The following is a 22,473-nucleotide window of genomic DNA, read 5'->3' on the forward strand; positions in this document are numbered from 1 at the left end:
ACATGGCGGCTTTAGATAAAAGCTTACCTTTGGAATATCAATCCGAACAAAGCAGATTGAATATCCTAGGATTCTGGATTTTTCTTGGGGCTGAAATTATGCTGTTCGCAACACTTTTCGCCTCTTATCTAGTCCTTGCTGGTCGTACGGCAGATGGCCCAACTCCAGCGCAACTGTTTGAACTTAAAACGCTTTTAATTCAAACATTACTACTTTTAACAAGTAGTTTCACATGTGGTATCGTAATTCACGAAATGCGTAAGCACAACCAAAAAGCAATGCTTGGATGGTTCATCCTTACATTACTTTTAGGTGCAGGTTTCCTATTCTTTGAAATCGAAGAGTTCATTATGTACATCGGTGAAGGCGCAACAATTCAAACAAGTGCTTTCCTATCTGCATTCTTCGTTCTTCTTGGAACGCATGGAGCCCACGTAACAGGCGGTATCATTTGGGCAATTTGTGTTATTATCCAAATTTTAAAACGAGGTTTAACACCAGTTACAGCTCGTAAAGTATTCATTATCAGCTTATACTGGCATTTCCTTGATCTTGTTTGGGTCTTTATTTACACACTAGTTTACTTGAACGGGATGGTGGCGTAGATGGCTCAAAACAACAATCAAGCAAACGGGCATGCGCATAGCGGATTCCCTTGGTCACACGTTTTCGGATTTATTTTATCGCTTGCATTAACGTTTCTAGCGTTATACGTGGCACTTTACACAACATTGCCACTCTCAACAGTCTTAACAACTATTATCATAATGGCTGTTGCGCAAGCATTGTTACAATTAATTATGTTCATGCATTTAAAAGAAGGAGAAGGAAGAGTTCAAATTCTTACAATGATATACAGTTTCTTCGTTGCAACTGCAACAGTTGGTTTAACTGTATGGATCTTCTTCTCAATGTAATGTACATGAAAAAGACTGCTGAGGAATCTCAGCAGTCTTTTTTTTATTCTCCTCCCCCATTACATCCACATTACGGAATTAACAGCAGAATCATGAAGAATATACTTATTATGACAAATGTTAAGAAAAGTCTTTCTTTATGAAATCGAATCCATATGCGTTGCTTTTCTACCTATTATATGGCTAAATAGGTACTATATTTATTTGAAGGGAGAGAACGCAATGGAACATCATACTTCTGTTCTATCACTTATGGTTGTCGTTGCAATCGCGTTTTTCGTTCCCCTTTTGTTACAACGCTTTAAATTAAAAGCACTTCCTGTTGTCGTTGCAGAAATTATTGCAGGAATCTTTGTAGGTAAAAGTGGGTTTAATATTATTGAGCCAGATATGTGGCTTCAAGTTTTATCAACATTAGGATTTATCTTCCTCATGTTCTTAAGCGGTTTAGAAATTGATTTTTCTATCTTTAAACAAAAAGGGAAAAAAAATACGACAAACGAACCAAATACATTTCAAGCAGCAAGCATTATCTTCTTATTTATTTTCATCTTATCTTATGCCCTATCATTACTATTCGTATGGCTAGGATTTGTAGATAATGCAATGTTCATGACTTTAATTATTTCAACTATTTCTTTAGGTGTTGTTGTACCAACACTAAAAGAGAACAACCTAGGAAAAACTGCAATCGGACAAATCATTTTATTAGTTGCTGTTATTGCAGACTTAGTTACAATGATTTTACTCGCTGTTTTCGTCGGATTAAATTCCGAAAGCGGCCAAAGTATGTGGCTCTTACTTCTTCTATTCGGTGCCGGTATTGTCATTTACTTTATTGCAAAACGCTTTAAAAACATTCCATACTTAGATAGTTTAAAAGCTGGTAGTGTACAAATTGATACACGGGCTGTTTTTGCACTCATTTTAATCTTAGTTGGGTTATCGGAATCTGTTGGAGCAGAAAATATTTTAGGTGCCTTCTTAGCAGGTGTACTTGTATCGTTATTATCACCCAATGAAGATATGGTGGAAAAACTTGATTCCATCGGCTATGGTTTCTTCATCCCTATTTTCTTCGTAATGGTTGGTGTAAATCTAGAGGTATGGTCTATTTTTAAAGAGCCTTCTAGCATGCTAATGATCCCAATCTTAATTGTAGGACTCTTTATTTCAAAACTCTTACCATCACTCGTCTTACGAAAATGGTATCCACGTAATATCGTACTTGGAAGTGCAATCTTATTAACATCGACACTTTCTTTAGTTATCGCGGCTGCACAAATTGGTGAAAAACTAGGGATCATCAGTCCAAGTTTATCTGCCTCTCTTATTTTAAGCGCAGTTATTACTTGTATTTTTGCACCTATATTGTTTAAAAAAATGTTCCCAAAAGTAGAAACACCAAAACCAAAAGTAGCTATTATTGGCGCGAGCAGAATTACCCTTCCGTTATCACTAGATTTAAAACGAGAAGATTATGACGTAACGCTATATATGATGCGTCAAAACAAAATAAATGATGAGGAAGCGAAATCGCATGACTTCCCTATCGTGAAATTAGATGACATCACAATCGCATCATTAACTGAACAAACAGCATTTGATGCAGATCGCGTCGTTGTTGCAACAAGCGATGATGAACAAAACTTATTATTAGCAGAACATGCAAAAGAGCTAGGTGTTGAACATGTTATTGCAAGTGTAGAAGATCCACTTCTACAAGAAAAAGCAACGCAAGAACATATCGCTGTATTCTCAACAATTAACTCTACACGTATTTTATTACGTGCACTTATTGATAAACCTAGTCTCGTTCGCTTAATTACAACAGCAAACGAAACAGTACGCGAAGTTGAACTACGCAGCAATAAATATAACGGCATTGCGCTTCGCCGCCTTCCGTTTTTAGGTGATGTACTTGTCATTCAAATCTACCGCGGTAATAAAGCATTAATACCACATGGTGATACAAGACTACAACACGGCGATACATTACTTGTAACAGGTTCAAAAGAGCATATCGATACACTAAAAAACATATTAGAGTAAAAAAATGCCCCTCACATAATTGAGGGGCATTTTTTTAATTTCATATGGTAAAATGTTACTATCACATATTATGAGGATGGATTACATTATGTCTATTGTAACTTTAGCTCTCTTATTATTAGCGGAAGTACTCGTCGCCATTATTCTCATCGGTGTTAGCATTGAAATTTGCAGCTATGGTTGGAAAAAATCAAATGGAGTTAAATACTCATTCCTTTTTCTTTCACTCCTTCTCGGAACCGCTAGTATACTCGGCCTTCTCGCTGCACCTGCATACTTCTTTATACAACTTATAGAAAAAGGTTTATAAGAAAGGATGATAACATGATTACTGTGCAGTATATTGATGCATCCGAGACACACTTATTACGCCAAGCGGTGTTGCGTCCCAATCAGTCCCTAGCAGACTGTAAATACTCTTCTGATTACGAAAAAGACACATTCCACTTAGGTGCCTTTATAAACGATGAGTTGATTAGCATCGCTTCCTTCTCAAAAGAAATATATCCTGATTTGCAAAAAGGTATCCATTATAGACTACGAGGAATGGCAACATTACCTAACTTTCGGAACAAAAGAGCTGGAAGCTCCTTAATTCAGAAGGCAGAACAAATTTTAAAAGAACGGAAAGCAAACATCCTATGGTGTAATGGCCGAATTACTGTAACTGACTATTACAAGCGATTAGGCTTTCAGGAGCATGGTGAAATCTTTGAAATTGAACCGATTGGCCTTCATAAAGTACTGTATAAAAAGATATAAGAAAGGCTTTCCTCAATACGGGAAAGCCTTTCTTATATTTCAATCTTCACTTTTTATCTTTTTCATATATATGTAGATAAATAAACTAGGAACTAAAAAACAAGCAAACATAATAAGTGCTGTTATACTGATTGCTTTTATCGAATTATTCGGTGTTACAATAATACAAATAGCTAACAGTCCAATAACAACACCTACCGGAATGAATAATAGTTTCATGAAATAGCTACGTGATACCCCACCTGTATGCTCATATGCCTCTACAGAATGTTTTAAATTTAAGAAGTTAATGGCTACGATCCCGCCCATAAATACCATTAATAGATCCGAAACACTTTCATATCCTGCTCCTTGCAAAACATAACGGTAAAAAACAATGCCTAGTATGATGATATTTTGTAAAATGAAAACTAACCTAATGTGTTTTAACCCCTCAATCATTAAACGTTCATCTTTCACGATTTTCACCCTATCACTCCTTTTCCTCCCAAAACAAATCATTCAATGTTTTATCTACCGCATAACAAATTTTCAAACATAAATCTAAAGATGGGTTGTATTTCCCCTTCTCAATTAAACTAATCGTTTGCCTTGTAACGCCTACTTTTTCTGCTAATTTTTGCTGTGTTAAATCTAACTGAACACGCGCGACTTTTATTTTACTTACAGCCATTCATGTTCCTCCTCCACCTTTATTGTAACATATACATTCCATTAGGTAATTTATATTTTACTAAATTAATTTAATTTCCACATTATCCCGATTGATGCGGGCTAATACACAGTGGGGATAAATCCCCACTACTGCCTATAGTTTCACTTTATTATACACAAAAAAGGAGCCTCTCATAAGAAGCTCACTCTCCTATATCTATATTATAAGAATAAATGACATCCAAATAAAATTGTAAATAAGTATAGTAATGGATGTACTTCCTTTCCTTTACCCTTCACAATTTTCAAAACTGGATATACTAAAAATCCAATTGCAATTCCATTTGCAATACTAGACGTTAACGGAATACCTATAAAAATCAAAAATGCTGGTAACGCATCTTCAAATTCATTCCAATTAATATCTCGAATGCTTTGTGCCATTAAACTACCTACTATAATTAATGAAGGAGCTGTAATAGCGGCTACACTTGATAAAGAAGCAATAACAGGACTGAAAAATGCCGTTATAATTGTTAGACCAACAACTACAATTCCTGTTAATCCAGTTTTCCCACCTGCAGCAATACCTGCTGACGATTCAATCGTCGCTGCTGTTGGGCTTGTTCCAAAGATAGAACCTGTAGTCCCGCCAATTGCATCTGCAATAAACGCTTTACCAAAACGCTTCTCTGTATTGTCTGTAATTAAACCTGCTTGTTTAATTAAACCAAGTAATGCACCTGTTGTATCGAATAAAAGTACAAGTAAAAATGAAAATACAACACCATATAATCCGTATTCAATTACATCTGAAAATGCATTGATTGGGTTTGAAACGATAATACCCTCTGGCAAATGAGGCATCGCCACAATTTTATCAGCAAACTTCAATTGCCCTGTAAAGAAGGCGATAACTCCTGTCACAATCATACTAATAAATAATGCACCACTCACACGTAATGCCATTAATACCGCCGCTAATATTAAACCAATTAAAGTTAAAATAACAGCTGGAGAATGAAAATCACCAATCGTAACTAAATTAGAAGGATGATCCACGATAATTCCAGAAAGGCGCAATCCAATAAAAGCAATAAATAGTCCAATTCCACCTGCAATTGCATGCTTTAAACTATCAGGAATTGCTAAAATTAACTTTTGCCTAAACGAAGTAAAAGATAATAAAAGAAAAATAATCCCCGTTACAAATACAGCTGAAAAGGCAACTACATATGTAATCCCTTCTGCCTTCTGTACAACAGAATAAGCAAAATATGCATTCATTCCCATAGCTGGAGCAATAACAATCGGGTAATTCGCGAAAATCGCCATACCTACTGTTCCAACAACGGTTGCAATAATTGTTGCTGTAAACGCTTGGTCAAATGGTACACCTGCATCAGATAATATTTTTGGATTGATGACAAGAATATACGCAAATGTAAAAAAAGTTGTGATGCCAGCTAAAAACTCTTGCTTCACAGAAGTGTTATATTTTTGTAATTGAAACATGCTTATGTACCCTTCCTACACCTGAATTATTATCACACATTCTTTTCTTACTAGTATGTGAGAAAATATAATACTTAATCTTAACAATCAATAAAAAGAAGAGTCAATATATTCCCTAATAGTTCGAATTTTAAGTTTAAGTCTGACAAGTACAGATGTAGTACAGTTCATTATGATTATTTTTGTAGCATAACAGATAGAAATGTTTTATAATTTGAAATAGTTAAATACTTAGTAAACGTATTCAAATATTGTTCACTCTACAAGGGGGATTCTTCTTATGCAGCACACAAACAAATCTGGAACTTTAAATCGTGGTTTAAAAGAACGACATATTACTTTAATGTCACTTGGCTCAGCTATTGGCGTTGGGCTATTTTTAGGATCTGCTTCCGCTATTAAACTAGCCGGTCCTTCTATTTTACTAGGCTATATGATTGCCGGACTCGTTATTTTTTTCATCATGCGAGCTCTCGGGGAAATGGCAATTGAACAACCTGTTGCCGGTTCTTTTAGTAAATATGCATATGATTATATCGGCCCACTCGCTGGTTATATTACTGGCTGGAATTACTGGTTCTTATGGGTTGTTACTTGTATGGCTGAAATTACAGCAGCTGGCATTTACATGCAGTACTGGTTTCCAGATATCCCGCGCTGGACTTGGGCGTTACTTGCTCTATTGTTAATGAGCGCTTTTAACTTCTTATCAGTAAAAGTATTTGGAGAACTTGAGTTTTGGTTTGCTCTCATTAAAATTGTCACAATTATCTGTATGATAGTAGTCGGCGCTGGTATTATTTTATTCGGATTCGGAAACGGTGGTATCGCTACTGGTATTTCAAACCTTTGGTCACATGGTGGCTGGTTCCCAAATGGTTTTTCTGGGTTACTACTCTCCATGCAGATGGTACTATTCGCTTATTTAGGCGTTGAATTAATCGGTGTCACAGCTGGTGAAGCTCAAAATCCGAAGAAAACACTCGCAAAAGCAATTGATAATGTGTTTTGGAGAATATTACTGTTCTACGTAGGAGCTCTATTCGTTATGATGGCAATTTATCCATGGAACGAACTTGGTGAGAAAGGAAGCCCATTCGTATTAACATTCCAGCAAATTGGTATCGCGAAAGCAGCAGGTATTATTAACTTTGTCGTATTAACAGCAGCTCTTTCTTCTTGTAACGGTGGTTTATTTAGTACAGGCCGTATGCTATTTACATTAGCTCAGCAGAAAAAAGCTCCTGAAAGATTTGGTCGTTTAAATAAAAATGGCATTCCAAGCCAAGGAATTGTAGCAACTGCTATCGTTTTACTCATTGGCGTTATATTAAACTATCTCGTACCTGCAAAGGTATTTACATGGCTTACTAGCATTTCAACTTTCGGCGCAATTTGGACTTGGGGCATTATATTAGTCGCTCAAATTAAATTCCGTAAAAGCTTGCCTACTCAAAATAAACAAAAGTTATCGTATAAAATGCCTTTATACCCATTAAGCTCATATTTCTCACTCGTTTTCCTTGTATTAGTACTAGGTATAATGGCGTATTCAGAAGATACACGAATTGCATTGATTGTCGGCCCAATTTGGCTTATCGGCTTAGCAATCGTATATTACATGAAAGGGTTTCATAAGATTGATGAAACACCTAACTCAAAAATTAGTTAAGCAAAACACCCCTTCCTTATTACTTGGAAGGGGTGTTTTTATATCTATATAAATATTTCTCAACAAAATTCACGGTATTTTTACAATCTTTTAATATTTTTTATGTTTTCCGTCTTTATTTTTACAGAAAAATAAATTACATTATTAAAGCACATATATTTATTATTAGGGGGATTCTTCTATGAAGAATAAAAAATGGATTACATTTTCTTTAGCAACAGCAATTACACTAAGTATAGGGACCTCGTTCATACCGTCTACTTATGCCGAAAGCTCTGTAGACCCAGCTCCTGAAATTGCTGCAAAAGTTGTAAATCAAAACAATGGGAAGAAAGTATTATTCGATAATACACACGGTCAAACTGCTGGGACAGCTGACTGGGTTATTGACGGCGGCTTTTCTGACTTCGGAAACGGCATTGCAAAAAACGGTTATCACGTAAAAGAACTTCGTAAATCAACACCTATTACGTACGAAGACTTAAAAGGTTACAATGTATTTATCGTTCCAGAAGCTAATATTCCTTACAAAAAATCTGAGCAGGACGCTATGTTACAATATGTAAAAAATGGCGGTAGTATCTTCTTTATTGCCGATCATTACAATGCAGATCGTAATAAAAATCGCTGGGACTCTTCTGAAGTATTTAATGGATATAGACGCGGTGCTTGGGATAATCCAGCAAAAGGAATGTCTAATGAAGAAGCAAATTCACAAGCTATGCAAGGAGTAGAAAGCACTGATTGGCTATCTGACAACTTCGGTATTCGCTTCCGCTACAATGCACTTGGTGATGTTTCAGCGAAAACAATTGTATCGCCTGAACAATCTTTCGGAATTACAAAAGGTGTTTCTTCTGTAGCAATGCATGCTGGTTCTACTCTAGCAATTACAAACCCAAAACTAGCAAAAGGACTTGTTTACCTTCCAGAAAATCCATCAAAATGGAATAACGCTGTTGATAGTGGCGTTTATAATGGCGGTGGTCTTGCAGAAGGCCCATATGCTGCAATTGCAAAAGTAGGACTTGGAAAAGCTGCCTTTATTGGTGACTCTTCTCCTGTTGAAGATGCTACGCCAAAGTACGTTCGTGAAGATTCTGGCCAAACAAAGAAAACTTACGATGGTTATAAAGAAGAAAACGATGCGATTTTATTAGAAAACATCGTAAATTGGTTATCGAATAAAGAGACATTTACAAGTTTAGATCAAGTAAATGGTTTACAACTTGATTCACCTACAGCTCTACAAACATTTGAACAGCCAAGCTTATCAACAGAACCACAACCTGAACCTTGGAGTGCACCAAATGCGGGTTATCAATGGTTTAATACAAATACTTTTAAACCAGGTTCATACGGTTATAACGGTGCGGTAACAACAAGCGACTACGTCGTTACACACCCTAGCATTCTACCAAACAATGAAATTTTCCAAATGAAGATTCAAGTAAACAACTTACTACCTAATACAACTTATAACAACTATTCTTTAGGTATATTCACTACTGGTGGAACACAAGTAGCAAAAATTCAAAATACAAACGGCACTTGGCCATCTGCTTTTGGATATAGTAGTGCCTTCTCTTTCACAACAAACAGCTTAGGCTCTGCTGAGAAAGTTGTAAATGTACAGATTGATTCAAATACAACTGGACAAGCAACTCTTCGTCTACGCCAAAATACAACAACGAAATATAATGAAACTGTAACGATTAATAAAAAATAATGAAAAAGGCAATCCATACATGGATTGCCTTCTTCTCACTTCTCTTCCTTCGAGAAAAACATTCTTGAAATAACGATACCTATACTACCGACGATTAGGAATAACACTGCCCTAATCATCATCGAAACCTCTGGTAAATCAAGTAGGAATAACTTCCCTACCGTTACTACTAATACGATTAATCCAGCATATAATATTTCATTCATCTGTCTATAACGGCCAAACCAAACTGCAAATAACGCATATACCATCCACAATAACGATACAGATACGCTAATTATACTTCCATCTGTAGAAAGAACTTCACCAATTCTAGTGATTGTAATAAATACAATGACCATTAACCAGTAGAGTGCTATAGAGTACACATACTTACCCATACTCGCTAACACTTCTTTCGCTTGTCTCATGCAATAATAGAATGTTCCTATTAAAATAATATGAGCAACAAAGCCTGCCGAAATAAATTCATCAAACGGACTAAAAATCGTCTGTATCATTCCAATTGCGTAAACCGTCGCACTAACATACAATTTTATCTGTTGTTTTACTTTAATAGAAGTGACCATGCCGAGGAAACCTTGTAATAATAGTACAATCGCTGCATTCACTAAACTATACTCGTATAAAATCGCTAAACTAAATGCTCCCATTGCGAAACCAAATAAGAGATTTGTAAATGTAGAATGTCTATTCTTCCTATACTCAAGCACAAACATAGCAGCGTGCACAATTGCACTAATAATCAATCCCCATGTTGTAAAATCAGGTATTTTGGCAATAGCTAGTATAAAGAAAACTGCATTCGCACTAAATATCGCCAAACGTGGTTCTAGTATAAAACTTCTCTCCGTAAACATATGCCAAAATAATAGTAAATGAATCAAACCATATACAATCGTTAACTGTATTTGCAAGTTCTCTACTAATATTGACATAACAGCAAAGAAGACAAAAAGAACAATGGCCGCGACAGCGTAAGAAATCATATATAAGTATTTATAACGATTTTTCAATCCATACCATAATAAACTAAGTGTTAATATCGTCTCGTATCCAAAGAAAATATAAGGATTAGGAGTCGTACTATTTAACAAGAATGGCACGAAGAACGCTCCTACCGCTACGAAGATAGTAAGGTATTCCGAGTTATATCTTTTCGCTAAATAAATCCCTAAAATAACCCATGCAATATTAAAGAGAAACGCGATACTTGCCGGAATAAATGCATACAAATAATGTGCCGCAAACGTCGTTAAAACAATCCCCGAAATACTTCCTCCAACCAATACTAATCCTAACGCCTGCCGCTCTCTTTTAATTTGAATATCTCCTATATAATACAAACCGATAGATAATGCGATACCAAACACAATTCGTATTGCTGGTGTTAATAAACCAGCATCTACTCCTGCTTTAAATAACCAGATCACTCCAAGCAACATAATACCGACAAATACACGCGGTAACCACGTTTGACAAAACTTAATAATATTAAATGGCTCTGGTTTGAAAACAGATATATCTACTTGTTTTACCTCATATTCTTGCACAGGCTCTTTTATCGTAACTATTTCTTCTTTTGGCTTTTCCTCCATTACCGTTTCAATATATTCTTTCTTTTCCTTACTAACATGTTGCTGAGCGTTCTCTACTTCTATTTCCCTTTGCTTCACTTTTAATTCAGCAAGTGCTTCTTGAATTGTTTCAATTGCCGTTTCGAGTGCTTCTATTTTCTTATCCAAATCCTTCTTCATACGCTACCCCCTTATTCGTAACTCTGATTAAACCTATATATTACCAATTATCTTTATCATACTCTTAGTCTATTCATTTTCAATAGTATTTTTTCCAAAAAAAGAAAGATGCCTTCCCAAAATAGGAAAACACCTTTTTACTCATTTATTCTTATTTAGAACAATGCTAACGATGACACCAACACACACGCCTATAATAGCTGGAACTATCCACCCAACACCTTCTGTATAAAATGGAATGTATTTTAATACTGACGTCCACTGATTCATCATTACATTTTTATTTAAAATATCAATTGCACTAAATATTGCTACAATCCAAACAGTTACTGCATATACGTATGCATACTTCCCAATATACTTATGGAATAACCCTAGAATAATAAGCGTTAATGCAATTGGATAAATAAATCCAAGAATTGGTACTGATACTTTTAAAATTTGCGTTAATCCTAAATTAGCTAAGATCATACTAACAACGCTTACTATAAATGCCCACACTTTATAAGATACTTTCGGAAATGCAATCGCAAAAAATTGACTACAAGACGTAACAAGTCCAATTGAAACACATAAACAAGCGATAGTAAAAATAAGACCTAATAAAACGACTCCGCCCTGTCCAAATAATGTAATCATAACTTGCGCTAACACTTTCGCACCGTTATCAAATGTTCCTAATGAGCCACTAATTGCCCCCACATATCCAAGGATGACATAAATAATAGATAATAATAGTCCTGCCCCAATTCCAGCAATACTCATATATTTCGCCAAAACTTTATCATCTTCAATACCCTTTGCACGTAATGCATTTGCAATAACAATTCCAAAGATTAAAGCAGCTAACGCATCCATTGTTAAATATCCATCTAAAAACCCTTGAAACATAGGAGCTTGGCCATAGTTCCCTATTGGTTCTTTCATATCTCCTACTGTTGTAAACATACTCTTTATAAAAATAAGTGCAATCATACATAATAATAACAGCGTCAAGACTTTTCCAAACAACCCCATTAGTTTAGATGGTGATAAACTTAACCAGTAAACAATACTAAAGAAAATAACTGTATAAAACAATAATACTCCGCTTCCTGCTTCAGGGAATAACTGACCTGGCCCCATTTCAAAGGCTAAACTTCCCGCACGTGGTATACCAAGCCCAGGTCCAATAAATACATACACGATACATGGAAAAATAATTGCAAATGAAGAATGAACTCTACCCGCTAACGTTTGAAAACTTCCTGCTTTTGCAATAGAGATAACACCTAATATAGGAAGACCTGTTGCTGATATAATAAATCCTACTAATAAAATCCACACATGTTCTCCTGCTTCATATCCAAGAAAAGGTGGGAATATAAGATTCCCTGCTCCAAAGAACATCGAAAATAACATAAGACTAATAAGTAAAATTTCTTTTTTCTGTAACAATTTCATTTCTTTCTCCTTCTTTAATTGCATCTCTTATGAAATCAATTCCACATATAAAAAAAGTACAATAACCCGCTTCCTTACAAAGAAAACATAGTCCATAGTCTATCACAAAAGAAACACCCCTTCTATAGCTATTCCCTTTTTCCAATTTCTTCTGAAAAATCAACCTTTATTGACTTATAATAGTTAATAAGGTAAAATATTAAATGTACAAAATTATTAACTTTGTTTTTGTTTGTGTCAGGAGGAAAATAACATGGAATCAGCGATACAACTAGAAAGAGAACAACAAAGAAAAAAGAAACATCCTCCAGGTTTATACTTACTCTTCTTTACAGAAATGTGGGAAAGATTTAGTTACTATGGATTACGAGGATTATTAACATTATATTTAACGACAGCTTTAGTAAGCGGTGGTCTTGGGTTTAGTCCCGCATGGGCACTCTCTATTTACGGATTTTACACTGGAGCCTGTTATTTCACACCAATGATTGGTGGATACTTAACAGATCGTTTTCTAGGTAGACGAAAAGCGATCACAATTGGTGGTATAACAATGGCAATCGGTAACCTTACACTATTTGCCTTGCAAAACCAATTAGGCCTATACCTCGGATTAGCGCTTATTATTATCGGTAACGGATTCTTCAAACCGAACATCTCTACACTGGTTGGAGAATTATACGAAGAGAACGATCCAAAACGTGATAGTGCATTTACCATTTTCTATATGGGTATTAACGTCGGGTCATTTTTAGCTCCACTCGTTTGCGGATTTTTATCAGAAAATTTATTCAAAACAACAGTTGATGGCGTTGTACATTACGGATTCCGTTACGGTTTCTTAGCCGCTTCAATCGGAATGATCATTGGACAAATTTTATTTACAACACTCTCAAATCGCTTCCTTGGTAATATCGGTAAAAAACCAACTCGCGATTTACAAACAGCTGCTGGACAACCATCAGTAGGAGATACACCGTTAACAAAAAAAGAAAAACAACGTACCGCAGTTATCGTCATTTTAACATGCTTCGTTGTCTTCTTCTGGGCTGGCTTTGAACAAGCTGGTAGCTCATTAACATTATATACAAACAAATTTGTAGACCGCTCTGTGTTCGGATGGGAAGTTCCAACATCTTGGTTCCAATCGGTCAATCCATTATTTATTATTTTACTTGCTCCAGTCATTTCTGCATTATGGGCAAAACTTGCAACTCGCAAGCGCGGTGATTTAAAAATCCCAACTAAAATGGGACTTGGGATGATCTTGCTCGGTATCGGTTATATCATTCTCGTTATCGCTACATTAAAAACAGGTAGTGATGAACATAATATTACAGAAAAAGCAAACTTACTATTTATCGTCTTTACGTATCTTTTCCATACGTTAGGTGAGCTATTCTTATCACCTGTCGGACTATCAATGGTTAGTGCGCTTGCTCCGGTAAAATTAGCATCTTTACTAATGGGTGTATGGCTAGCAAGTTCAGGTATCGCCAACATTTTAGGCGGACAACTTGCAAGCTTCACAACTTCACTTGGATACGCTGAAGTATTCACAGTTATTGGCGCTGTGGCAATTGTATTAGGTTGTGTTTTATTATTAATTTCTAAGAAATTAGTGAAATGGATGGATTAAAAAAGATGAGGAATTTCTCCTCATCTTTTTTTATGCTGTTTTACCTTTTTCGATTGCTTGTTCGTACAGCTCTTTATGTTCTTTATATTCACTTGGTACGAAACTCTTATAGAAGAATGAGAACCAGCTGTCTCCCTTTTTATACCCTTCTTCTCGAATTTCCGCTGCTTTTTTATTCGATTTAAATCCTTCAGTAAACCATTTCTTTAACAATTCATTTCTTTCATACTTAGCAGGAACTTTTAAATCATAGTTTTCAAATGCATACTTATAGCCAGCTTTTTCTACTGCCTTTTTTGTAGATTTATAGCCTTTTTCATACGCTGTTTCATATGCCTTCACGTATACTTCTTTCTCTCTATTTCCAGGATTCTTTTCAGCTAATTCTTTCCCTGTCTTTTCCCCTAATTCAGCTTGCTCTTTTTCAATTTTTTCTACTCTTTCTTTATTCCCTACTTTGAACCCGTCTGCAAAGTTTACCTTAAACTCTGGAGCAACTTGACTATCGTCCATCGTCTCTTGTGCTAAACCTTGTTCTTTTCCTTTTTCAAAATGCGTTTTCTTCTGCTCTTCTAAAGACCATGCGGCTGCATAAGCCGCTTTAAACGCTTGTTTATATGCATCAGATTTTCCAGCTACATGCACTTCTGCATCATTTTTTCCTGCTTTAAAATCAGTTTCTCCATTCTTTTGACCTTCAAGTTGACCTTTTTCCATATCAGCTTGGCGCTGCGCTTCCTCTTGTTTACGTGCCTCTTCAGCTTTTCTTTGTTCCTCGGCTACACGTTGTCTCTCTTCTTCAGCTTTACGCTGTGCTTCTGCATTACGTTGTTTTTCAGCCTCAGTATTGCGCTGTGCTTCTACTTGTCTCTCAGCTTCTACAGCACTATTATTATTCTGGCTAGGAGCTGGGCTCGTTGCACCACTACTAGAAGCTGGTTTATTGTGATAATGATATTCCCCGTACTGTAATCCCCATTTCTCACAATTTGTACGACACGTATGTCCGCCATTAGCATCTGTACGCCCTGGATGCGCATAAGCTGAAATTGGAGCTACCAATAACGCTATACTCGTTGTTAAAAGAAGTTTCTTCACCTGTTGTCTCACTCTTGTTCCTCCCAAAATATAAAATTCTAAATTTATTATACATAAATAGAAGAATACTTAAATACCAACCAAAATATTCTATTATTTCTCAACATTAGTAAAAAAGAAGGTGAACTCTTTAAAGAGTTCACCTTCTTTTTTACTTCTTCGCCTTCGTTCCTACTAAATCACCAGCAACAACATAACGCTTAGAATTATCCTTTACAGATACACATGTAATAAGCGTTATCTCATCTTTCCCATGATCCTCTACAACTTCCCACTTATCAGGAGTTACTTCAGATACACCAGTAACCGCATACTCATATTCATTTTCATTGTCATACAAATAAATTTTATCGCCTCTTTTCAAAGAAGCTATATCACTAAATAAAACACCTTTTTTAGACATGTTATGTCCTGCTAGTGCGTAATTTCCTTTTCCCATAACTTGATTCTCTTTTACTGTCGCTGCACCTGATAATAAGTTTTTTTCAGTAGAAGCTTTCAAAACAGGCAGTTCTACTGAAACACTTGGAATCGAAATACGACCGATTACTTGTTTCTTATCTAATGATGCATTCGCTACTTCCGCCAAGTCTGGTTGATTAATTTTGGAAGCATCTACAAATTCCGTCTCATGCTTTTCATAATCCATCTTTTGAACAGCCTGCACATTTTCAGTCTGTTTCTTTTCAGCCTGATATCCATCATAAAATGGCTTTCCAATTAACACGCCACCTACAACAAATAGAAGGATTGCTACTATACTATAAATTCTTCGCTTATTCATATACAATTCCTTTCCCTTACAAAATCTTACTCTATATAAAATGATAAAATAATATCGCCATATGTACAAGTATTAGCTTAAAAAGAAACCTTCTTGCCGGTGCAAGAAGGTTTCTTTTTAAGCTAATTTATTTCTGTATAGTGATACGTGAAATACTGTCATTTGAATAAAGAAAATCGAAAATATAATATATAATGGGTATCCAGGAAGATATTCATTAATAATAGGCGAAAAAGTTAAAAATCCAACTGCACAAGGTAACACAAACCATAACGATACAAATGTTGTTCGGCAAGCTTTATCCGTAATCGCTTTTTCACGTTCATCTTCTAGTGGAAATAATAATGGATACATCCAAAAAGATAAATTCTTATATTTTTTCTTTTGAATTCTATAAAAAATTGTAACTATAATTGCTCCAATAAATAATAAAATGAATGGTACTCCATTAAACCATACTTCAAATGGGAATTTCTCGTTTTTAATTATATCTGCTAACTCTGTAATGACACTATAAAATTCAACAAATGTCCAGCATGCTAAAGCAGTATAAAGCACGTTTATGATATAAGAAAAAACAATTCTATTCATCCTCTTCCCCCTCCTTATTTAAAACAAACACATCTTCCATCTTTAACTGAAACACATCACAAATCGTAAGTGCTAATAACAACGAAGGAACGTAATCCCCTTTTTCAATTGCTGCAATTGTTTGTCTCGTTACTCCAACCTTTTCTGCTAATACGCTTTGTGTAAAGTTAAAACGAGCTCTTAATTCTTTTACTCTGTTTAAAATGGTCAAATTTACCACCTCTCACCATTATTGTATGCTATCCTTAACAAAATGTAAACTCAACTTAACATTATTCTTACAAAAAAATCCAACTTTACGTATTGTAAAGTTGGATTACGTTTTAGTTTAAAATTGTAAGCTTAACATTTTTTCTGCCCCACTTACTAGACGAAGCTTTATCTGGCATTAAAACATCAATTTTGTGACCTTTAATCGCGCCACCAGTATCTGCTGCAATTGCTTCTCCGTATCCTTCAACATATACACGAGAACCTAATGGGATAACAGATGGATCCACCGCAATCAATTTCATTCCTGGGTTTGCAGTTAGATTATAGCCTCCCCATGCAGAATATACTTGTTGACCTGGTGCATAGCCATTTTCACCTGGATCTGCTGTATAAGCTGTTGCATGTACATAAAGTTCTTTCCCGCCAGCAGTTGGCTTAGAAGACGGTTCAGGTTGTGCAGGTTTTGCAGGTTTTGCAGGTTTTGCAGGTTCTACCTTCGAATTATTATTAGCAACTGGTTCAGCCGGTTTACTAGCTTTTTCTTGCTTTTGCTTTTCAGCAATTTCTGCTTGTGCTTTCGCTAAAGCTTCTTGCTCTGCTTTTGCAGCCGCTTCTGCTTTTGCACGCTCTTCCGCCGCAATTCTTGCTGCTTCTTGTTCACGAGCAATTGTTTCTTGTACTGCCTTCATATTTGATTCAATTTTAGCTTTTTCTTCCGCTGCTAAATTAAGTTGACTTGCAACCTCATTATATTTAGCTTGAACTGTTTGTAAGTTATCTTGACGTTTTTTCAAGTTATCTTGCAGTTCAGCTTGCGCTTTTGCTAATTTTTGTTTATCTACTACTAAAGATGCTTCTTTTTCGTCAATTGTTTTCTTATCTTCTTCAATTTGACGAAGATCTTGTTCTTGTAGACGTAAAATTTCTTTATCAGCTTCTAGAATAGTAGAAACTGCGTTCATACGTTGTAAGAAGTCTGCAAAGTTTTTTGACTCTACTACAACTTCTACTACTAAACTTGTATTTGAGCTGTTTTGAACAGAAACCATACGTTTTCTCATAATATCTTTACGAGCAAGGACTTTATCCTCTAAAACGACAATTTCTTCCTTTTTTTGTTCAATCTGCTTATGTGTTTCATCGATTTTACGTTGAATAGCAGCTTGATCCTCTTTATTTTTTGCAATTGTATTATTTAAATTATGTAGTTCGTTTTCGATACCTTTAATTTCTTTACTAACAGCTTGCTTCTCTTGCTCTTTCTTTTGCATTTCTGCATCGTTTTGTTGCAATTGCTGTTGCATGTTGTTAAGTTTCTCGTCGTTTGACTCTGCTTTTACAGCGACTGTACTAGAAAGACCGATAATTCCTGCTAATACTAGACTACTGATTCGCTTAAAATAGTTCATAATCCGACTCCCTTCTTATACAGTTATACATGATTTATTTTACAGTTTGTTTACAAAACGATTAAATACAGTTTATTTTTCGTGACAAAAAAAAGAGAATTATGAATAAAATGTAATAGATTCTTAAATATTTAACAATTCCTATATTTAAAAAATACAAAAGATGCTAAAATCCAAATATAGAGAAAATATAACTTTCGAAGGCGGTTGAAATAAATACATGTTTACTCAAAAGAAATCACTCCAACATACAATTGCTCAATTAGAAGAGCGTATACAAGAATTAGAAGCAGAATTAAAACAAAAAGATATTGAAAAACAAGAGACTATTTCTACTATCCACGATCGTGTACAAAGCGTTGTCCAAGAGCACCAACTTGTAAATAACCAACACAATACACTCCAAAATTTAGTTCAACAATTAAGTTCATGTTTCGAAAATGTTTCAACACGTACGACACATTCCAATGAGTTAAATAATGAAATGTTACAAAAGGAACAAAGCTTAATTCAGTCTATTGCAGAAATTATTGACTGCTCTAATGAAGGAAAAGAATCCGTTCACCGCTTACTTATTGTAATTAATAAATTAGGTGAACAATCCCAACGCACGTCTAATAGTATGAATCATCTAAGCGAACGCTCAAAGGAAATCGAGCAAATTGTAGAAGTCATTCAAAACATTGCAGCACAAACAAATTTACTTGCTTTAAATGCGAGTATTGAAGCCGCACGTGCTGGAGAACACGGTAAAGGATTCGCTGTCGTTGCCAATGAAGTAAGAAAACTAGCAGAAAGTACAGCAGAAAGTACAAAAAACATAGGCAACTTAACGAAAAAAATTCAAGAAGAAATTGAAAAAGCATACGATAACACAAAAGATAATTTACATTTAGTCGATGAAGGTGTAGAAATGAGCGCCGATACAAACGCTAGAATTGAAAATATTTTAGTTATGATTCAAACGTTACAAAATGGTGCTACAAATGTTATTAAGGCTATTGAAAACCAAAAATCTTGTAATGATGACATATTACGAGAATTCGCTAACACACAACAAATGTTCCAAAAATTAAATACTACTATTATGAATCATATTCATGATGCTGAAAAAGTCGATGTTCAATTGTCTAAAAGTCTTCAAGGAACAGTAAATTCTTAATTAAAAATAAAAATCCCTTATACTGCTATAAGGGATTTTTATTTTATTTCGAATATTTATTTCTTTTCAATATTCATCCATATCTTTGTTATAATGGAAAAGTTGTTTCTTTCAACTAATAAACAAGGAGGTTATTATGGAACAATTTTACTACGTTTTAAAATATTTAATTCTCGGTCTGTTCCAAGGACTAACAGAACCAATTCCAATTTCTTCAAGTGGTCATCTCGTTTTAGCACAACATTTGCTAGGACTAAAAATAGAAGGGTTTAGCTTCGAACTACTTGTTAATTCAGCTTCATTATTAGCTGTATTACTTATTTATAGAAATGATTTAATTCGTCTAACGAAGAATGGTCTCTCTTATATATTTACAAGAGCAGAAGACGCAAAATCAGATTTCTTCTTTATTATTTATCTTGTTATTGCAACCATTCCAGCAGGTGTTATTGGTGTTTTATTTAAAGATTACATCGATCAGTACTTAAAAGGTGTGAAGATGGTTGGGATTTCCCTTCTTATTACTGCTGTCGGCCTTTGGATTATTAGAAATTTACGCGGTCGTAAAAATGATGGCGACCTTTCTATGAAAGATGCAATCATCGTCGGATTAGCACAAGCTTGCGCACTGATTCCCGGAATAAGCCGATCTGGTGCCACAATCGTAGCAGCAATGTTACTTGGTATGAAGCAAGAAACAGCTCTTCGCTTTTCATTCTTACTATACATTCCTGTTAGCTTAGGTGGCTTATTGTTAAGCATTACAGACATTGCAAATGATCCAAATCTAGACACATTATTCGTGCCATATGTTGTTGCATTCATCGCAACATTTATCATGACGTATATTTCACTAAAATGGTTTATGAACATTATGGCAAAAGGAAATTTAAAATATTTCTCTTTCTATTGTATTATCGTAGGTGTACTTACTCTTATTTTCTTATAAAATGAAACTTACAAATTGAAAGCGAGTCATTCTATTACACTAGATGACTCGCTTTTTTATACCTGTATTAAGTTAAAATCTATCATTTACTTTGAATTTTCTGAATAGTATGATATCATTTAAGTTCACTATTATAGTAAAGCTATCTTTCCTACTATTATCGTAAAAGAGGTGTTTATATGTTTATTGTTACTAAACTCATTCATATTAAGTACGGATATGAAAGTGAGCTTCTTTATGGGCTTAAACAATATTATCCTTCTCCCGGAACGAACGGTTGTATTAACATAGAGTTTTCACATGTTCATCCTACAAATGATAAGGCAGAATATATGATTCGTATGTTATGGAAAACACAACAAGATTACCATACATGGCTTTCTCAAAGAGAAAGAAATGTAACTTTGAAGCACAAAATACAAGGCTATATCCTTTCTTCCAAATCAAATGCTAGCTATGTACATTAACCCTTCTCTTTTTATTCCTTACGAGGGGAAAAATGATAAAGTGGAACTTTAATCAGCTCTCATCAATTGGGCTGTTCACAAATAACGAGATAAGGCCCCTCTTACTTTTCATACTGTAAGAGGGCTTCTCTTATGCATACACTTTCTTCTCTTGACAATACAAACGAATAACATGTTTATTTTGTTGAAATACATCATGCGTCAGACGAATAATAATAAAGTTTCTTTTTGTTTGATCATCATGAACAAAAATCTGTTCTCCCTCCTGAAAACGCCATGCACTTTCAAAAGTCGTAATATGATCCCCACTTACAGAAAAAAGTTCATATCGCATCTCTTGTACCCTCTCTCAACTTATATAATCATAATATCCTTATATTAAATTTATTATAACTTAATTCCTATAAAATTAGTAATTATTTCTATTTCGAAAGATTTTAACTTTGTATTTAAATATTTTTGGCGCTATAATGATAAACGAATTTTCATTGAAAGGAGTTTTACTTTGACTGCATATTTATTTCCAGTAAAAACAGCATTTATTTTATTTCCCTTTTTAGCAATGTTTCTTTTAATCCCTTTTTTAATATTTAATTATCGAAAATACGGTTATTTAAATAAATGGCGCTCATTTATTTTATACTCATTATTACTTTACTTATTAAATGCCTATTTTCTTGTTATTTTGCCGTTACCACAAACGTTTGATACTTGTAGCCTACAACCAGCTAATACACAACACATGCAACTCTCACCATTTTATTTCATACAAGAGATTAGTAGTCATACATCGGCAGTTTTAACGAAACCAGCTACTTATTTTTACTTATTAAAAGAGTCTGCGTTTTTACAAGTTGCATTTAATGTTCTATTAACTATTCCATTCGGTATTTACTTACGTTATTATTTCCGACGTAGTTTCTTACAAACAATTTGCATTTCCTTTTTCCTTTCACTATTTTTCGAGCTAACACAAGTGACTGGATTATATGGTATATACAATTGTGCATACCGATTATTTGATATCGATGATTTGTTTTTAAATACATTAGGTGGCGTAATTGGTTTTATCATTGCCCCAATATTTACGTACTTCCTTCCGAAGACAAATGAGTTAGATAGTCATATTGATTTGGAAACGAAACCAGTCGGATTCATTCGTCGCCTTATCGCGATGCAAATTGATTGGATTTTCTTATCTATCGTCGTACCTGTCGTTAAAAACAAAGGAAATTCTTTCTTCGTTTCTAATATGCAATCTTACACGAATATGTATGAACTCATTTTCATTATGTGTTCAATCCTTATTTATTTTATTCTTATTCCATACTTTACAAATGGAAAAACAATTGGGAAAGCATTGCTCCGCATTCATCTGAAAGGAAAATCAGATCGTATTACATTAAAAGAACTATTTATTCGCTACGGTATATTTTATTTTGCGTTAGGCGGAATCAATTATATTCTTTCTAGTAGCTCTATGTTAAATCATACAGAGCCTTTAGTATTACTCGTTACATTGTTATTCCTATTTATCATTAACGGCCTATTTATTATTCATGTTTTACTGCATGTATTTAGCCGTGATAAACTACTATTTTATGAACATATTAGTCATACAAGAAATGCAATTACGCTAAAAAAAGCTGACAAATAATTA

Annotated in this window: 22 protein-coding genes and 1 pseudogene; 12 read left to right on the forward strand and 11 right to left on the reverse strand. The window is 34.7% G+C overall.

Translation table 11 applies throughout. The annotated features are described in order from the left end of the window. Positions 1–2: 2 nt before the first annotated feature. The 5 genes from qoxC (at position 3) to OXT04_RS23680 (ending at position 3,731) form a co-directional block, all read left to right on the forward strand. The gene (qoxC, locus tag OXT04_RS23660; protein ID WP_000729313.1) at positions 3–605 is read left to right on the forward strand and encodes a cytochrome aa3 quinol oxidase subunit III; all 603 of its coding nucleotides are present in this window, start codon (positions 3–5) and stop codon (positions 603–605) included. Further along, a complete protein-coding gene (gene qoxD / locus OXT04_RS23665) occupies positions 606–917 on the forward strand; it encodes a cytochrome aa3 quinol oxidase subunit IV (protein ID WP_000068425.1) in 312 nt (103 codons plus the stop codon). It abuts the gene before it with no gap. Between the two features lie 222 nt (positions 918–1,139). After that, on the forward strand, positions 1,140–2,969 hold the full coding sequence (locus tag OXT04_RS23670; RefSeq protein WP_000399979.1) for a monovalent cation:proton antiporter family protein: 1,830 nt from the start codon (positions 1,140–1,142) through the stop codon (positions 2,967–2,969). 52 nt (positions 2,970–3,021) lie between these two features. Next, complete coding sequence (locus tag OXT04_RS23675) at positions 3,022–3,279, forward strand: DUF4022 family protein (RefSeq protein WP_071714271.1); 258 nt, start codon at positions 3,022–3,024, stop codon at positions 3,277–3,279. A 14-nt stretch (positions 3,280–3,293) separates the two neighbouring features. Next, positions 3,294–3,731, forward strand: a complete 438-nt coding sequence (locus OXT04_RS23680) for a GNAT family N-acetyltransferase (RefSeq protein WP_071714270.1) — start codon at positions 3,294–3,296, stop codon at positions 3,729–3,731. 39 nt (positions 3,732–3,770) lie between these two features. On the opposite strand, the gene OXT04_RS23685 is transcribed toward OXT04_RS23680, so the two are convergent. The 3 genes from OXT04_RS23685 to OXT04_RS23695 form a co-directional block, all read right to left on the reverse strand. After that, the gene (locus OXT04_RS23685; protein ID WP_267418007.1) at positions 3,771–4,199 is read right to left on the reverse strand and encodes a hypothetical protein; all 429 of its coding nucleotides are present in this window, start codon (positions 4,197–4,199) and stop codon (positions 3,771–3,773) included. A 4-nt stretch (positions 4,200–4,203) separates the two neighbouring features. Continuing rightward, on the reverse strand, positions 4,204–4,404 hold the full coding sequence (locus tag OXT04_RS23690; RefSeq protein WP_000301177.1) for a helix-turn-helix transcriptional regulator: 201 nt from the start codon (positions 4,402–4,404) through the stop codon (positions 4,204–4,206). A 203-nt stretch (positions 4,405–4,607) separates the two neighbouring features. Further along, positions 4,608–5,900 (reverse strand): NCS2 family permease, encoded by a 1,293-nt coding sequence (locus OXT04_RS23695; protein ID WP_000487188.1) that lies wholly within the window; start codon positions 5,898–5,900, stop codon positions 4,608–4,610. Between the two features lie 280 nt (positions 5,901–6,180). On the opposite strand from OXT04_RS23695, the gene OXT04_RS23700 reads away from it, so the two are divergent. Together OXT04_RS23700 and OXT04_RS23705 are read left to right on the forward strand one after the other, a co-directional pair. Then, the gene (locus OXT04_RS23700) at positions 6,181–7,572 is read left to right on the forward strand and encodes an amino acid permease (RefSeq protein WP_001164892.1); all 1,392 of its coding nucleotides are present in this window, start codon (positions 6,181–6,183) and stop codon (positions 7,570–7,572) included. Between the two features lie 181 nt (positions 7,573–7,753). Further along, entirely contained in the window at positions 7,754–9,301 is a 1,548-nt protein-coding gene (locus OXT04_RS23705) for a DNA-binding protein (protein WP_090978421.1), read from the forward strand. Between the two features lie 35 nt (positions 9,302–9,336). Here OXT04_RS23705 and OXT04_RS23710 read toward each other — a convergent pair whose 3' ends face one another. Continuing rightward, positions 9,337–11,058, reverse strand: coding sequence for a DUF2339 domain-containing protein (locus OXT04_RS23710; protein WP_098674776.1), 1,722 nt, complete (start codon positions 11,056–11,058; stop codon positions 9,337–9,339). A gap of 141 nt (positions 11,059–11,199) precedes the next feature. Further along, on the reverse strand, positions 11,200–12,501 hold the full coding sequence (brnQ1, locus tag OXT04_RS23715; protein WP_267418022.1) for a branched-chain amino acid transport system II carrier protein BrnQ1: 1,302 nt from the start codon (positions 12,499–12,501) through the stop codon (positions 11,200–11,202). A gap of 253 nt (positions 12,502–12,754) precedes the next feature. On the opposite strand from brnQ1, the gene OXT04_RS23720 reads away from it, so the two are divergent. After that, a complete protein-coding gene (locus tag OXT04_RS23720; RefSeq protein WP_000443144.1) occupies positions 12,755–14,140 on the forward strand; it encodes a peptide MFS transporter in 1,386 nt (461 codons plus the stop codon). Between the two features lie 30 nt (positions 14,141–14,170). Here the strand turns inward: OXT04_RS23720 and OXT04_RS23725 are convergent, their stop codons facing one another. The 5 genes from OXT04_RS23725 to OXT04_RS23745 form a co-directional block, all read right to left on the reverse strand. After that, positions 14,171–15,250, reverse strand: coding sequence for a YHYH domain-containing protein (locus tag OXT04_RS23725; RefSeq protein WP_267418025.1), 1,080 nt, complete (start codon positions 15,248–15,250; stop codon positions 14,171–14,173). Between the two features lie 139 nt (positions 15,251–15,389). After that, complete coding sequence (locus tag OXT04_RS23730) at positions 15,390–16,022, reverse strand: class A sortase (protein ID WP_267418027.1); 633 nt, start codon at positions 16,020–16,022, stop codon at positions 15,390–15,392. A gap of 117 nt (positions 16,023–16,139) precedes the next feature. Next, a complete protein-coding gene (locus OXT04_RS23735) occupies positions 16,140–16,613 on the reverse strand; it encodes a DUF2178 domain-containing protein (protein ID WP_001080041.1) in 474 nt (157 codons plus the stop codon). Beyond that, complete coding sequence (locus OXT04_RS23740) at positions 16,606–16,824, reverse strand: helix-turn-helix transcriptional regulator (RefSeq protein ID WP_000154019.1); 219 nt, start codon at positions 16,822–16,824, stop codon at positions 16,606–16,608. Before OXT04_RS23740 ends, OXT04_RS23735 begins: the two co-directional genes overlap by 8 nt. Before the next feature lie 112 nt (positions 16,825–16,936). Then, positions 16,937–18,235: a 3D domain-containing protein gene (locus OXT04_RS23745; RefSeq protein ID WP_267418042.1), complete on the reverse strand. Its 1,299-nt coding sequence runs from the start codon at positions 18,233–18,235 to the stop codon at positions 16,937–16,939. A 631-nt stretch (positions 18,236–18,866) separates the two neighbouring features. On the opposite strand from OXT04_RS23745, the pseudogene OXT04_RS29965 reads away from it, so the two are divergent. From OXT04_RS29965 to OXT04_RS23760, 3 genes and pseudogenes are all read left to right on the forward strand, one after another. After that, positions 18,867–19,397, forward strand: a pseudogene (locus OXT04_RS29965) (methyl-accepting chemotaxis protein); the annotation flags it as partial. A gap of 136 nt (positions 19,398–19,533) precedes the next feature. Further along, the gene (locus OXT04_RS23755) at positions 19,534–20,346 is read left to right on the forward strand and encodes an undecaprenyl-diphosphate phosphatase (protein WP_000434794.1); all 813 of its coding nucleotides are present in this window, start codon (positions 19,534–19,536) and stop codon (positions 20,344–20,346) included. Positions 20,347–20,525: 179 nt separating this feature from the next. Further along, positions 20,526–20,813, forward strand: coding sequence for an antibiotic biosynthesis monooxygenase (locus tag OXT04_RS23760; RefSeq protein ID WP_000471253.1), 288 nt, complete (start codon positions 20,526–20,528; stop codon positions 20,811–20,813). 130 nt (positions 20,814–20,943) lie between these two features. On the opposite strand, the gene OXT04_RS23765 is transcribed toward OXT04_RS23760, so the two are convergent. Beyond that, complete coding sequence (locus OXT04_RS23765) at positions 20,944–21,147, reverse strand: hypothetical protein (RefSeq protein ID WP_001268332.1); 204 nt, start codon at positions 21,145–21,147, stop codon at positions 20,944–20,946. A gap of 171 nt (positions 21,148–21,318) precedes the next feature. On the opposite strand from OXT04_RS23765, the gene OXT04_RS23770 reads away from it, so the two are divergent. Further along, positions 21,319–22,470 (forward strand): VanZ family protein, encoded by a 1,152-nt coding sequence (locus OXT04_RS23770; protein WP_267418045.1) that lies wholly within the window; start codon positions 21,319–21,321, stop codon positions 22,468–22,470. The last annotated feature ends 3 nt before the right edge of the window (positions 22,471–22,473 follow it).

The sequence above is a fragment of the Bacillus sp. GC_Bacil_1 genome, assembly GCF_026540675.1.
Lineage (GTDB): Bacteria > Bacillota > Bacilli > Bacillales > Bacillaceae_G > Bacillus_A > Bacillus_A cereus.

Excerpts from the sequence above, each read along its gene's own strand:
- OXT04_RS23755 (WP_000434794.1), top strand. The coding sequence starts at position 19,534 with ATGGAACAATTTTACTACGTTTTAAAATATTTAATTCTCGGTCTGTTC.
- OXT04_RS23710 (WP_098674776.1), bottom strand. The coding sequence starts at position 11,058 with ATGAAGAAGGATTTGGATAAGAAAATAGAAGCACTCGAAACGGCAATT.
- OXT04_RS23730 (WP_267418027.1), bottom strand. The coding sequence starts at position 16,022 with ATGAATAAGCGAAGAATTTATAGTATAGTAGCAATCCTTCTATTTGTT.
- OXT04_RS23675 (WP_071714271.1), top strand. The coding sequence starts at position 3,022 with ATGTTACTATCACATATTATGAGGATGGATTACATTATGTCTATTGTA.
- OXT04_RS23705 (WP_090978421.1), top strand. The coding sequence starts at position 7,754 with ATGAAGAATAAAAAATGGATTACATTTTCTTTAGCAACAGCAATTACA.
- OXT04_RS23695 (WP_000487188.1), bottom strand. The coding sequence starts at position 5,900 with ATGTTTCAATTACAAAAATATAACACTTCTGTGAAGCAAGAGTTTTTA.
- OXT04_RS23680 (WP_071714270.1), top strand. The coding sequence starts at position 3,294 with ATGATTACTGTGCAGTATATTGATGCATCCGAGACACACTTATTACGC.
- OXT04_RS23690 (WP_000301177.1), bottom strand. The coding sequence starts at position 4,404 with ATGGCTGTAAGTAAAATAAAAGTCGCGCGTGTTCAGTTAGATTTAACA.
- OXT04_RS23745 (WP_267418042.1), bottom strand. The coding sequence starts at position 18,235 with ATGAACTATTTTAAGCGAATCAGTAGTCTAGTATTAGCAGGAATTATC.
- brnQ1 (WP_267418022.1), bottom strand. The coding sequence starts at position 12,501 with ATGAAATTGTTACAGAAAAAAGAAATTTTACTTATTAGTCTTATGTTA.
- OXT04_RS23735 (WP_001080041.1), bottom strand. The coding sequence starts at position 16,613 with ATGAATAGAATTGTTTTTTCTTATATCATAAACGTGCTTTATACTGCT.
- OXT04_RS23670 (WP_000399979.1), top strand. The coding sequence starts at position 1,140 with ATGGAACATCATACTTCTGTTCTATCACTTATGGTTGTCGTTGCAATC.
- qoxD (WP_000068425.1), top strand. The coding sequence starts at position 606 with ATGGCTCAAAACAACAATCAAGCAAACGGGCATGCGCATAGCGGATTC.
- qoxC (WP_000729313.1), top strand. The coding sequence starts at position 3 with ATGGCGGCTTTAGATAAAAGCTTACCTTTGGAATATCAATCCGAACAA.
- OXT04_RS23720 (WP_000443144.1), top strand. The coding sequence starts at position 12,755 with ATGGAATCAGCGATACAACTAGAAAGAGAACAACAAAGAAAAAAGAAA.
- OXT04_RS23765 (WP_001268332.1), bottom strand. The coding sequence starts at position 21,147 with ATGCGATATGAACTTTTTTCTGTAAGTGGGGATCATATTACGACTTTT.
- OXT04_RS23700 (WP_001164892.1), top strand. The coding sequence starts at position 6,181 with ATGCAGCACACAAACAAATCTGGAACTTTAAATCGTGGTTTAAAAGAA.
- OXT04_RS23760 (WP_000471253.1), top strand. The coding sequence starts at position 20,526 with ATGTTTATTGTTACTAAACTCATTCATATTAAGTACGGATATGAAAGT.